The organism is Vulcanococcus sp., from assembly GCF_044369115.1.
Taxonomy (GTDB): Bacteria; Cyanobacteriota; Cyanobacteriia; order PCC-6307; family Cyanobiaceae; genus Vulcanococcus.
Genome location: NZ_JBIPMN010000067.1, coordinates 1 through 12556 on the forward strand (window position 1 = coordinate 1; position 12556 = coordinate 12556).

General features: G+C 66.8%; 13 protein-coding genes. 5 read left to right on the forward strand and 8 right to left on the reverse strand.

The annotated features are described in order from the left end of the window. The coding region (locus ACIQ2E_RS06795) for an anthranilate phosphoribosyltransferase (protein WP_398328004.1) at positions 1-813 on the reverse strand (813 nt) is incomplete at its 3' end. 149 nt (positions 814-962) lie between these two features. Here ACIQ2E_RS06795 and cynS point away from each other — a divergent pair. The 4 genes from cynS to cobA all read left to right on the forward strand — a co-directional run bounded on the left by cynS (position 963) and on the right by cobA (position 5269). Then, positions 963-1409, forward strand: coding sequence for a cyanase (gene cynS, locus ACIQ2E_RS06800; RefSeq protein WP_398328007.1), 447 nt, complete (start codon positions 963-965; stop codon positions 1407-1409). A gap of 105 nt (positions 1410-1514) precedes the next feature. Then, a complete protein-coding gene (locus tag ACIQ2E_RS06805) occupies positions 1515-3029 on the forward strand; it encodes a ferredoxin--nitrite reductase (protein ID WP_398328010.1) in 1515 nt (504 codons plus the stop codon). 27 nt (positions 3030-3056) lie between these two features. Further along, positions 3057-4478 carry a CbiX/SirB N-terminal domain-containing protein gene (locus ACIQ2E_RS06810; RefSeq protein WP_398328013.1) on the forward strand — a complete coding sequence of 474 codons (1422 nt, stop codon included), beginning with the start codon at positions 3057-3059 and terminating at the stop codon, positions 4476-4478. After that, positions 4475-5269, forward strand: coding sequence for a uroporphyrinogen-III C-methyltransferase (gene cobA / locus ACIQ2E_RS06815; RefSeq protein ID WP_398328016.1), 795 nt, complete (start codon positions 4475-4477; stop codon positions 5267-5269). The genes ACIQ2E_RS06810 and cobA overlap by 4 nt, the downstream gene beginning before the upstream one ends. On the opposite strand, the gene ACIQ2E_RS06820 is transcribed toward cobA, so the two are convergent. Then, the gene (locus tag ACIQ2E_RS06820) at positions 5256-5630 is read right to left on the reverse strand and encodes a hypothetical protein (protein ID WP_398328019.1); all 375 of its coding nucleotides are present in this window, start codon (positions 5628-5630) and stop codon (positions 5256-5258) included. The genes cobA and ACIQ2E_RS06820 overlap by 14 nt on opposite strands. A gap of 233 nt (positions 5631-5863) precedes the next feature. Between ACIQ2E_RS06820 and ACIQ2E_RS06825 the strand changes: the two genes are divergently transcribed. Further along, positions 5864-6340 carry a redox protein gene (locus tag ACIQ2E_RS06825; protein ID WP_296447024.1) on the forward strand — a complete coding sequence of 159 codons (477 nt, stop codon included), beginning with the start codon at positions 5864-5866 and terminating at the stop codon, positions 6338-6340. Positions 6341-6349: 9 nt separating this feature from the next. Here the strand turns inward: ACIQ2E_RS06825 and ACIQ2E_RS06830 are convergent, their stop codons facing one another. The 6 genes from ACIQ2E_RS06830 to ACIQ2E_RS06855 all read right to left on the reverse strand — a co-directional run. Continuing rightward, positions 6350-6553: a hypothetical protein gene (locus ACIQ2E_RS06830; RefSeq protein WP_296367268.1), complete on the reverse strand. Its 204-nt coding sequence runs from the start codon at positions 6551-6553 to the stop codon at positions 6350-6352. 149 nt (positions 6554-6702) lie between these two features. Continuing rightward, entirely contained in the window at positions 6703-8772 is a 2070-nt protein-coding gene (locus ACIQ2E_RS06835) for a transglutaminase family protein (protein WP_398328022.1), read from the reverse strand. Positions 8773-8830: 58 nt separating this feature from the next. Continuing rightward, positions 8831-9700 (reverse strand): transglutaminase domain-containing protein, encoded by an 870-nt coding sequence (locus ACIQ2E_RS06840; RefSeq protein WP_398328025.1) that lies wholly within the window; start codon positions 9698-9700, stop codon positions 8831-8833. Beyond that, a complete protein-coding gene (locus tag ACIQ2E_RS06845) occupies positions 9685-10680 on the reverse strand; it encodes an alpha-E domain-containing protein (protein ID WP_398328028.1) in 996 nt (331 codons plus the stop codon). Before ACIQ2E_RS06845 ends, ACIQ2E_RS06840 begins: the two co-directional genes overlap by 16 nt. Continuing rightward, entirely contained in the window at positions 10674-12113 is a 1440-nt protein-coding gene (locus tag ACIQ2E_RS06850; RefSeq protein ID WP_398328034.1) for a circularly permuted type 2 ATP-grasp protein, read from the reverse strand. The genes ACIQ2E_RS06845 and ACIQ2E_RS06850 overlap by 7 nt, the downstream gene beginning before the upstream one ends. Positions 12114-12249: 136 nt before the next feature. Next, the coding region (locus tag ACIQ2E_RS06855) for a TolB family protein (RefSeq protein ID WP_398328031.1) at positions 12250-12556 on the reverse strand (307 nt) is incomplete at its 5' end.

Consider the following 12556-nt stretch of genomic DNA (forward strand, 5'->3'; position numbering starts at 1 on the left):
CTGCACGCGGCCGGTCACACAGGCGCGGCTGATGGGCAGGTCGGTGCTGCCTTCCAGGCCCTTCACGGTGAACACGTTGGTTTCGCCGGCCAGCTTCAGCGCTGCCCAGGCCCGGGCTTCGGTGGGGGGGTGCACGAAGCCGCTCACCAGCAGGTGGGGGCCGTGGTGGGCCGTCCACATCAGTTCGAGGCTGGCCAGAGGCGGCCGTTTGCCGATCTCATCGCGGTAGGGGATCAGCTGTTCCGCGGCGGGGAAGTGATCGGGCTGATGCAGCAGGGCCAGATTGCAGCGATCCAGGCTGCTCTGCAGCCATTCCAGGCTGCGGCCGGTGAGCACCAAGCCCAGGCTGGAGAACAGTTCGGCGCCTGTCACGCCGTATTTCACCGGCATGCGGCCGGCGCCTTGCAGCAACACCGGGATGTTGGCTGCAGCCAGCACCAGGGCGGTGAGCGGATAGATCGGTGCGGTGCGGCTACGCCCGTCGAAGGGCATGCCGAAGCAGAGGGCGGGTGTGCGGCTGCTGAGCACCGGCCCGCGGCGCCGGTACACATCCAGCATCCCCGTGAGTTCCTGGGGTTCGGGCCGGCGGATGCGATGGGCGATCAGAAAGGCGCCGATCTGGGCCGGCGTGGCGATGCCATCGAGCATCAGCTCCATCGCTTCGGCGGCTTCCTCGCGGCTGAGGCCGCTGCTGGTGTGTTCGCCGCTGCCCACCTTGCCCAGGTAAGTGCGAAAGCGGGCGCGTTGCTCGCTCACCGCTTCTGCTGGTCTGGATTGCGCTGCCCCTGGCTGTGTGGAGAGGGTCGCCACCATGCAGCCCGACGGGCGTAACGCGTCTCAATTCTGAATCACCGCTGGACGGCTCAGTGCTGTAGCCGCAGCACCTCGGGCTGGTAGCAAGCGCTGCTTTTGCGGAGGCTGCAGCCGCGGAGGGTGGCGCTGTTGCTGCTGTTTCGACGCCCATGGCTTCCGCGTCTTCCCTCACCGCCACCTTGATGGCCGCCAAGCGCGCCAAGGGTCTGAGCTTTGCGGATCTGGAGCAGGCGATGGGCCGCGATGAGGTGTGGATCGCTTCGCTTTTCTATGGCCAGTCCACGGCGTCGCCCGAGGAGGCCAGGCAGCTCAGCGATCTCCTGGAGCTTGATTCCTCCAGCTGCGAGGCGCTGCAGGCCTACCCCACCAAAGGCTGCCTGGATCCGGTGATTCCCACCGACCCCTTGATTTATCGCTTTTACGAAATCATCCAGGTGTATGGGATGGCCCTCAAGGATGTGATCCAGGAGAAGTTCGGCGACGGGATCATGAGCGCCATTGATTTCAGCCTCGATGTGGACAAGGTGGCTGACCCTGCCGGGGATCGGGTGAAGGTGACCCTGTGCGGCAAATTTCTCGCCTACAAGAAGTGGTGAGCGCCTGGCGCTGACGCCCAGGAACGTTCGTTTGGTAACGATGGCGACACTGATCGGTGCTGCCGGTTGAGCACCCTGTGCCCTCCCTGCGATGTTGCTGCAGCCATGGCCGCCACGTTGAGCAAGATCGAGCAGGCCAAGGCGGAGCTCTGCGGTCTGGAGTTGGCGCCACGCCTGGGCGAACTGGCGGCTCAGGGTTGGGACAACCTCGATGAGGCCACCCTCACCATCCGCCTCAAGTGGCTCGGGATCTTCTTCCGGCCGGTGACGCCTGGGCGGTTCATGCTGCGGCTGCGCCTGCCCAATGGCGTGATCAGCGCCGATCAGCTGGAGGTGCTCGCCGATGCGGTGGATCGTTGCGGCGAGCATGGCTCCGCCGACATCACCACCCGCCAGAACCTGCAGCTGCGCGGCCTGCTGCTGGAAGACATGGCGCCGCTGCTGGAGGCGATGGAGGCCGTGGGGCTCACCAGCCGCCAATCCGGTCACGACAACCCCCGCAACATCACCGGCAATCCACTGGCCGGAATCGATCCCGAGGAGCTGGTGGATACGCGGCCGCTGGTGGAGGCGATCCAGCAGCGCCTCCTGGCCGGCGATGCTCCGCGCAACCTGCCCCGCAAGTTCAACATCGCTGTTGGCGGCGCCCCCGACAGCTTCCTGCTGCACAACGATCTGGCCTTCCTGCCGGCGGATCACAACGGTGAGCTCGGCTTCACTGTGATGGTGGGCGGTTTCTTCTCCGCCCAGCGCAATGAGCTGGCCATCCCCCTGGGGCTCTGGCTGCGCGGCGATCAGCTGGCCAACTACAGCCTGGCCACCCTGCGGCACTTCGAGCGTTGCGGCAATCGCCAGGCCCGCAACAGGAGCCGCCTGATGTATCTGGTGGATGAGCTGGGCCTCGAGGGCTATCGCGAGGCGGTGCTCGAGGAGTTCAGCGCCCTTGGCGGCGAGGCCGCTCACCACACCGGCGAGCACCACGTGAACCGTGCCCCCCGCGCCGCACTGGGGGTGAACCCTCAGAAGCAGGAGGGGCTGAGCTGGGTGGGGCTGAGCGTGCCGGTGGGCCGCCTCGATGCGGCATCGATGGCCGAGCTGGCTGCGCTGGCGCGCCGCTACGGCAGCGGTGAACTGCGCTTCACCGAGGCCCAGAACGCGTTGATCGTGAATGTGCCGGTGGATCACGTGGAGGCCCTGTTGGCGGAGCCTTTGCTGCAGCGCTTCAAGAGCGAACCCGGCGCCCTGATGGCTGAGGCGGTGAGCTGCACCGGCAACCGCTACTGCAGCTTTGCCCTGATCCCCACCAAAACCACCGCCCAGGCGGTGGTGGAGGAGCTGGAGCAGCGCCTGGAGCTGCCCCATGCGGTGCGCAGCCACTGGACCGGTTGCCCCAATGCCTGCGGCCAGCCCTATATGGGTGAGATCGGTCTGATGGGCGCCAAGGCCCGCCATGAGGGCCAGATGGTGGAAGCGGTGAAGATCTTCCTCGGCGGCGACATGGGCGCCGATCCCAAGCTGGCCGAACTGCACGACAAGGGCGTGCCCCTCGCCCTGCTGCCGGATGTGCTCGAGCAGCTGCTGGTGGAGCGCTTCGGGGCGCGGCGCCGCGCCGCGGCCTGAAGCTGTGCTGACCCCAGACCTGTCAGGGTGGAGACCACGGTGATCTCTGCGCCTTTGGAGCTGAGCGATTCCACGGATCGCTGGCAGCAACTTCAGCTGTTGCGGCGCGGCCGTGCGCCCGTGCAGCCCTGGCTGCAGCAGCTTGAGCGGTTCGGTAGCCCGGCTTCGATTGAGGTGCTGGCCGCACTGATCGGTCAGCTGGATCGCGCCGGTGTGGAGCAGCTCCTCAGTGGACCCGTGGGCCGCGATGCCGTCACTTTGCGGGAGGCGGCCCGCCGGGAGTTGCCCCTGCTGGCCGGAGCGGCCGAGGTGAAGCAGGCCTGGCTGGAGCCGCTTCTGGCCCAGCCGCCCTCGCTGCTCTGGCTGGAGATCCTCGGCCACTTCCGCGACGTGCGGGTTGCTGCCCGTTTGCGCCTGGCGCTGGAGGCTCTCGATCCCGCTGATCCCCGTCAGGCGGATGCGGTGAGGCTGTTGCCCCTGCTCGGTCAACAGCGCCAACCAGACGATGCGGCGCTGCTGCTGCGGCTGGCCCAGGCGCCCCTGCCCACGGCTTGGCGCCATGCGGCGCTGGAAGGGTTGGCGGTGGGGCTGTCAGCCTGGCGGCTAGAGCCCCTGGCAGAGGGCTTGCAGCAGCTGAGCACGGATCTGGATCCGGGGTTGGCAGCCCAGGCGGTGGATCTCCTCGACCGGCTGCCCGATGGGCAGCAGCGGCTGCGGCAGCTGCAGGGCCAAGCCCTGGCGCCGAGTGTGGCCGAGCGTTGGCGCCGCCGGTTGCGGCGCACACCGCTGATTTTGGTGGTGCATGGCCGCCAGGGCGGTGTGATCCCGGAGGTGCTGAAGCAGCTGGCGGCTGAGCTGGAGCAGCGGCGTGGCGCGCCGGTGCTGCTGCAAGCCCTCACGGCCGCGCCACCCGAGGGCGATGGCCGCTTCTGGCTGGCGGCACAGCGCGCCGGTGGCATCCGTGTGGTGCCCCTGCTGCTGCTGCCTGGCGGTCACGTGCGCAGCGATGTGCCGGCTATTGCTGGCCAGTGGCGGCAACGCACCGCAGCGGCCCAGCAGCCAGTGCAGGTGCTGCTGCTGCCGTTTGTGGGAGCCTGGCCGCGCTGGCAGCGGCTGCTGGCGGAGCTCTGGGCGGAGCGGGCCGCTGGGCGGACCTTGGTGTGGCTGCATCACCCCCTGCAGGGGGCTCTCAGTGCCCGGTATCTGCGGCACCTGGCTGCGGTGGTGGGCTATCCCGGCATCGCTGCCGCCTACAGCGATCCCCACGCTGCTTTGGCTGCCCAGCCCCAGCCGCCGGCCCTGTTGGCTCCGCTCACCCTGGCCCCCAATCGGCTCAGCGAATCCCTCAACATGGACAAACACATGGCCTCGGTTGAGGTGCTGCCCCCGCTGCTGGATTGGCCTCCTGTGCGTGATCTTCTACTCGCCGAGCTGGAGGCTCTGCCATGAGCGACTCCGCTGCCGGCAAGGTGTATCTGGTGGGGGCGGGCCCAGGGGATCCCGATCTGCTCACGATCAAGGCCCATCGGCTGCTGAGCAGCTGCGATGCCCTGGTGTACGACTCGCTCGTGCCGCGCGAGGTGCTCGCCCTGGTGCCGAAAACGGCCGAACAACACTTCGTGGGCAAGCGGCGCGGCCATCACTCAGTGCCTCAGCCCAGCACCAATGCGGTGCTGGTGGAGCTGGCGGGCCGGCACCGCTGTGTGGTGCGGCTCAAGGGGGGTGATCCCTTCCTGTTCGGCCGCGGTGGTGAAGAGGCGGCGCATCTGGAGCGCCACGGCATCGCTGTGGAAGTGGTGCCGGGTGTCACGGCCGGGATCGCTGCGCCCGCCTATCTGGGAATCCCGGTGACCCACCGCCGCGCCGGCAGTTCGGTCACCTTCGTGACCGGGCATGAGGAGATTGATAAGGCTCGCCCCAGCGTGGATTGGCGGGCTTTAGCCCGCAGCAGCGACGGCCTGGTGATTTACATGGGACTGCACAACCTGCCCCACATCTGTGAGGAGTTGATCGCCGGTGGTTTGGCGGCCACCACCCCAGCCGCCGCGGTGCAGCAGGGCACCGTGCGCGGCCAGCGTGCGGTGATCGCCGACCTGCAGGGCTTGGCCGCGGCCGTGCGCCAGGCCGATCTCGCTTCCCCCTCGATCGTGGTGATCGGTGAAGTGGTGAATCAGCGGGTGGAGAGCTGCGCGCCGGAGCCGGCAGCGGTGGAGATGCCGATTCCGCTTAAGCAGGACTGAGGCTTGGCGCAGGCCGCTGTGCCCGGCGGTTGCGGTGCAGATGCAGCAGGCTCCAACGGCGTTGGCAAGCCTGGGTGGTGCGGTGGATCCAGGCCTCGTCTTCCGCGATCAGCGCGGGCCGGTCGCTGCTCTCGAGGCCGCTGTACATCAGGTGCACGATCCGCTCCGGATCGATCTCCAGGGCTGCCGCTTCCTGCCAGAGCCGCTCGCTGCCGGTGCGATCGGCCCGCTCGAACTGGGCCTCGATCAGCTGCTGCGCCAGCAGCAACACCAGCGCCTGCTGTTTGCGTGCACTGAACGCAGCGCTCGTCACCCCCGAGCGCCAGGCCTGATGGGTGCAGCTGCTGGCTGGAGCCGTCATCGCCATCGGCGCAAACACGTAGCCAATGCTACGAACGCCAAAACCACCTGAACCACTGGTCTATCGAACGGTTGATTACGTAGTGCTGCGAACGTTGAAGCGCCGGCTTGTGCGGTTCATTGGCCAATCACCCGCCCGCCGCTTCGTTCGCCATGTCAGCTCTTCCTCTGCAGCAGGAATCACTTCAGCGTGAAAGCCGATCTCAGGGGCTCGTTCCCTCGGAGCGGGCTCCGATGTTTGAGCTGATCCCCTACGAAAAGTTCCGCGATACCCCCGCGGTGCGCTTCTTCGATATCACCGTTGCCGAATCCAATGCCCGCGATCTGGTGATTCACTCCGGCCCCGCCGTGAGCCCGCCGGATGAGGAGAACACTGGTGCCTGGCAGTTCTATTTGCACCCCCACCAGGAAGACAATCTGCTGGCCCTGCACGGTGGTCGTACGTTCTATTTGGTGAATTTCGGCTGGAACTACCCCTATCACATTGTTCGCCTGGAAACTGGTGGCGACATCCTGCGCATTCCCCCTGGCACCTTCCACCGATCCGTGTCGGATCCCGATGGATCAGTGGTGCTCAATCAGGCCGTGCGCGAGGAGGGCGCCAGTGTGGTGCGCGAGTTTCGCGTGTACAACAGCCGTCTGATTCCGCGGCTGTTTGCTACCACCTTCAAGACAGCGCCTCTGCCCAAGCTGCACGGGGTGAGCTGGTAGCCCGCGGCTTCAGGCCTGCTCGCGGCGGCGGGGCAGGGGCACCACATCGCGCTGGTTGAAGCGCTCACACACGGCATAGGCAGCGGGCAGATTGGCGACCCGCTGCCAGGCCCCTTCCACCTCGGCGTGGTTCACCACGTAGCCACCGGCGCCGTCGCGCGCAATCCGGCATCCATCGCCTGTGAGCCCGACAAGGTGCAGCTGGCCGCCCATGGATCTGCGCTCCTGACTGATCTGTGCTGATCTGTTTCTACGTCTGCTGCAGGTGGGCTGGCATGTGTGTTTTTGCCCACGCAATCAATCTTGAGGCTTGGGAAAAAAAGCTGAATGCAGTGCTCGATTTCCTTCGGATTTCAGCGGTGTCAAAGGCGTAGATCCACTGTGCTGCAGTGCTCCCCAGCGCCGCGTAGGGGCATCGGCATGCCGCTGGGCGCAGGTTGCGCCGCGGCTGCCTCCTTCGCCACTTCGGTGAGCGGCTCAAAACCGCTGGACTCATGAACCAGCTGCCAGCGCGCGATGGGTTGACCGCCGCTGGCGTGATGCAGCTCCAGCTCCAACGGAACATCCACCGGCAGGCAGGGGTGCAGGCAGGGGAAGAGTGCTTCCTGGCGGAAGCGCACCGCCAGCGGTTGCTCCGGGTTGTGCGGCCACAGCAGCGGGCGGCCTTGCAGCACCAACGTGTAGGTCTCCCGGAAGTTGGCGTTGGCAATCAGCTCAACGCGCCGCAGCGAACTATCCACAAAGCGGCTGGTGGTGCCGCCCTCCACGGGTGTGTCGCAGAGCAGGGGCCAGGGTTCAAGGGCCTGGTGAATCCTCAGCTCAGCTTCACCCTGCCGCCAGTGCAGCAGCTCAGGGAATCGCCACTGCCAGATCGCCCGGAAGGGTTCGGGATTCAGTGGCAGCCCATCGGCGCTCAGGTCGGCCAGCACCAGCTCCAGATCTGCCCAGAGGGCGCTGGGCAGCATGGCTCGATCGTGCAGCTCCGTTCCCCAGCTGCGCAGTGCCGCGGGCCGGTGCTCTGGGTTCAGCAGCCGCACAGCCAGGGCGCGGAAGAGCAACGCCACAGCGCTGCTCCAGCGGTGATCCGGCAGGGATTCGAGGGCCCGGAACTCCAGCAGCCCCTGGCAGCCCGCCGTCCAGGCAGGGTTCCAGAACTTGTCGAGGCTGATCTCGCTGCGGTGGGTGTTGCCGCTGCGATCGGCGTGCAGGTGGCGCAGGGTTTCGCCGATGGCCACCCGTTGATCCCCGGCAGGCAGCCGCTCCAGGGCGGCATGGGCCAGCTGCAGATCGAGCAGGCTGGCGCTGCCTTCATCGGGCCGGGGCGCCTGGGAAGCAGGACCCACGCTGCGGCCGCTGAACAGATAGGCCAAGCAGGGGTGGTGCTGCCAGTAGCGCAGCAGCCCCACGAGCCAGCCGGGCCGCGTGAAGAACGGGTGTTCATCAAGGCTGGGCCCCCCAAGAAGCAGGTGGTTGCCGCCGCCGGTGCCCTCGGTGCGCTCCCCCTGTTGCTTCCAGCTGCGCAGCCCCACAGCCTCGCCGGCCTCCTCCAGCAGCTCGATCCAGCCGGCGTAGTCGTGCCAGCTGTGGCACACCGGCAAGTTCACCTCCAGCACGCCGGGATCGGCGGTGAGCCCGAGCACCTGCCAGTGCTCCATCGCATCCCAGGGCAGCACTCCGCTGAGCTCCGGTTCCTGCCACGCCTGGCTGTGGGCGGCGATGCTGTGCAGCAACAGCTCCAGGGGCTGGCGCTCCAGCGGCGGTAGGAACAGTGCCCAACCGTTGGGGTCGCGCTCCAGGGTGAGCACCTGCCGCAGCTCACCTTCGGGGAAGTGCTGCAGCGGTAGGCGCAGGCCGGCTGGGCCAGGCGCACCGCTCAGTTCCCGCAGCCCTTCCTCCAGCGGCCAAGCCAGCGAGCGCCATTGCCCCTGCTGGCAGGTGAGCGGGATGGCCCACATCTGCCGATCGGCTTGCAACGGATCCCGCAGGGGCAGGGCCTCAAGCCTGCAGCCCAGATCATGGCCGATCGCCGCCAGCAGGCCACGCAGCTCCGTGGCGTCGGGCACGTGGCTGGCGGGGGCGGCTCCTTCGGGCCGCAGCGGCACTAGGGGGGCGCCGTCTTTGGCGGTGATCAGCCGCAGCGCCCAGCGGGGGTTCACCTCGCCGTCGTACTGCTTGCCGGGGCAATAGAGCACGGTGCAGCCCGGCCAGGTGCGGCGCCTGATCTCCGCGGCCAGCCGCTGGGCGTAGCGGAGTTTGGTGGGGCCATCGGCGGCCACGCTCCACTCGGCGCCCTGCGGGTCATCTGGCACCAGCGTGGGTTCACCGCCCATGGTGAGCAGGATGCCGGCTTGCTGGAGCCGCTCTTCAACGGCGGCAGCCGTTCTGGCGTTGGGGCCCGAAGCGAAGGGTGCGGGGAGGTGCGCGGTGCTCACGGCCAACGGTGGCTGGCCCTGTCTTCGCGCGCTTGCGCCGATCCGGCAGCACCAACGGCTACCGCAACGCAGAACTCAAGATTTCTGCACTGATCTCCCATTCCAGTTCGCTCTCCACCCCGGGCGGACCGGAGAAGGTGCCGCTCACCGCGGCGGTGAGATCAGAGCGCGACGAGGTGGCCACCGGGATGTAGCGGTCGTCGACGGCGCCCATGCCGCTGGGGTCAAAGCCGCGCCAGCCGGCCCCCTGCAGATACACCTCGGCCCAGGCGTGCAGGTCGTAGCGCTCAGGTTTGGGTTCCACCAGGTGGTAGCCGCTCACAAAGCGGGCCGGCAGGCCCACGCTGCGGCAGCACTCAATCATCAGCATCGCTAAGTCGCGGCAGGATCCCACCCGTTCTTTGAGGGTGCGGCCGGCGGGCCAGGCGGGGCCTACGTGGCGTTGGGTGTATTTCACCCGGTCTTGAATCACTTCCACGAGCTGTTGCAGGAAGTTGAGGCTGCGGCCATCGCTGCCCATCAATGCTTCCTGGGCCACATCCACGGCGGCGGCGTCGTGCTGGCCATTGGGCAGCCAGCCCTGCAGGTTGCTGAGCAGGTCGGGATTGAGCTTGCCGATCTGCACCGGCAGTTGGGCCATTTGCTCATCCAGGCAGGCTTCCAGAAGTGGCGGGGTGAAGGTTTCCACCTCGCTGGTGGCAATCACCGTGAGCCGGTCGGTGTCTCCGAGGAAGCGGGCGCGGGCGATGGTGTCACCGCCGGCGGCCATCAGCTCATAGAGCTGGCTGGGATCTGGGGAAATCTCCAGGCGGTAGTCGATCAAGCGCTGAAAGCCATGGGGCCGTGGCCGCAGGCAGAAGCGATGCGGCCCCAGCAACACCGGCTTGGTGTAGCGGTAATCGAACCGATGGATCAGGCGGGCGCGCATGCCAGGTCGTGACTGGTGGCGGTGGCTGCTGGGGCCAGGCTCGGCAACACGAAGTAGCGCGCGTGGATCAGCTCATGAAGGTTATTGAGATCCTGCTGTAGCGCGTCGATCGCCTCATGCAGGCCACCGGCAATCAGTTCATCGATGCCGGTGTAACTCCAGCGGGCCCTGGTGAGGCCGCTCAGACATTCGAGTGCGTCAGGGTTGCCGGGCACCGGGCTAGCCGCCACCACCTGCAGGGTCTCGTGGATGCGCTCAAGGCAGTAGCGCACCGAGCGGGGGAAGCTGGGATCCAGCAGCAGGAACGCGGCCACGGCCCGCGGCGCAATCACCCCCTGCTGCGACTGGCGGAACATCTGATAGGCCCCCGCCGTGCGCAGCAGGGAGATCCACTGCAGTTCATCCAGCACACCGCCCACCTCCTCCGGGCTGGGCAGCAGCAGGAAGTACTTCACATCGAGGATGCGCGTGGTTTTGTCGGCGCGCTCGATCAACCGACCCAGACGGCTGAACTGCCAGGAGAGATCGCGGCTCAAGGTGGCATCGGTGATGCCATAGAAGAGCTGGCAGCCGCGGCGGATTTCGCGCAGTTGCTCCTGGGGCGGCTGGTGCCAGAAGCTGTCGCTCTCCAGCAGGGTCCAATACAGATCGTTGATCTGCTCCCACATCTCGGTGGTGATCACATCGCGGATCTGGCGGGCGTTCTCCCGGGCCAGGGCGATGCAGTTCACGATGCTGCTGGGGTTGGCCTCGGCCTTCACCAGAAACTCCACCACCTGCTCGGGGCCGCCGCCTGGGTAGAGCTGATCGAACAGGTCGCGATCACCGCTGGCATCGATCAGCGGCTGCCAGGGCTCGGCACTGCCCGGGGGGCAGTCGAGCGCCATGGCTTCGCTCACTTCTACGAAGCGCGAGAGGTTTTCGGCGCGCTCCACATAGCGATTGATCCAGTAGAGCGAATCGGCAACGCGGCTCAGCATGCACTTTCCTCCACGATCCAGGTGTCTTTGCAGCCGCCGCCCTGCGACGAATTCACCACCAGCGATCCGCGCTTGAGGGCCACGCGGGTGAGGCCGCCCGGGGTCACCCAGGCCTCTTTGCCGCGCAGCACATAGGGCCGCAGATCCACATGGCACGGATAGAGCTCCCCTTCACTGAGGGAGGGCACCGTGGAGAGCTCAAGCGTGGGCTGGGCAATGAAATTGCGCGGGTTGGCCTTGATCTTGTCGGCGAACTCGAGGATCTCTGCCTGGCTGGCGTGGGGGCCGATGAGCATGCCGTAGCCACCCGCTTCCGACACGGCTTTCACCACCAGCTCGTTGAGGTGAGCCAGCACGTAGGCCTGATCATCCGGCCGTGAACAGAGATAGGTGGGAACGTTTTCGATGATCGGCTCCTCGCCCAGGTAGTACCGCACCATCTCGGGCACGTAGGCGTAGATGAGCTTGTCGTCGGCCACGCCGGTGCCCGGTGCGTTGGCGATCGCCACGCGGCCCTGGGCATACACCTCCATCAGCCCCCGCACCCCGAGCATCGAATCGGAGCGGAATACGGCTGGATCGAGGAAGTCGTCGTCGATGCGGCGGTAGATCACATCCACCGGCTCAAGGCCCTGGGTGGTGCGCATCCACACCCGCCCGTCCTGACAGGCCAGATCGCGGCCCTCCACCAGGGCGATGCCCATCTGCTGGGCCAGGTAGCTGTGCTCGAAATAGGCGCTGTTGAACACCCCCGGCGTGAGCAGCACCACCCGGGGCGCTTCCGTCCACGGGGCCAGATCCCGCAGGGTCTGCAGCAGCTGGGAGGGATAGCTGTCGATCGGCTGCACGGTGCGGCCGCTGAACAGGCTCGGGAACATGCGCTTCATCACGCGCCGGTTCTCGAGGAAGTAAGCCACCCCCGAGGGGCAGCGCAGGTTGTCTTCGAGCACCCGCCAGGTGCCGGCGCCGTCGCGCACCAGATCCAGACCCGAAATGTGGCACCACTTGCCCAGGGGCGGCTTGAACCCCTGCATCTGGGGCCGCCAGCCCTGGGAGCTGAGCACATCGTCTCTGGGGATCACCCCGTCGGCCAGGATCGCCTGATCGCCGTAGACATCGGCCAGAAACAGGTCGATGGCTTCCAGTCGCTGGATGAGGCCGGCTTCCAGGCGCTGCCAGTCGGCCTGGCTGATCAGCCTGGGCAGGGGATCAAACGGCAGGATCCGTTCGACACCTTTGTTGCCCGAGTCGTTGAGCCGGAACGTGGCCCCCAGGCGCTTGAGCAGCACGCCCGCTGCGGCATGGTTGCGATTCAGCTCGTCGAGGCCCAGCTTGCCCAACGACGACAGCAGGGGTTGCAGGGCCGCCCTGGGCTGCTCGTGGCCGCTGAAATATTCGTCGTAGCCGCAATTGGGCCGGTAGTCGGTGAACATCGCTGCGGACCTCATCGCTGTTCGCGATCCTGCTGAGCAGCGTGGTCTTCCCTGGTGGTCGTTGTTACGAAACGGCCAATGAATGGTTTGTCAGGCTGCAGAAGCTCTGCACTCCCCAGGCCACGGACAGCTCCTGCTAAGGCGTGGCCAGGATTCGGTGCATATCAGTGCCGTCGGGTCGAACGCCATACAGGTCGTAGTTGCCTTCGTGGTTGCTCGCGAAGGCGATCCAGCGTCCGTCTGGCGACCAGGCGGGTGTGACCGCGCCCCGCATCTCCGGAAAAATCTTGCCCGGTGAGAACAGTGGTGCTGTTGAGGGAATCTTGGTGATGACCTTCTGGTTGCGACCATCGGCATCCATCACCACGATCTGTCCCACCCCGTCGGTCACCGTTTGGGTCACGATCCTGCGTCCATCGGGTGACCACCCTCTGCTTTCGCGG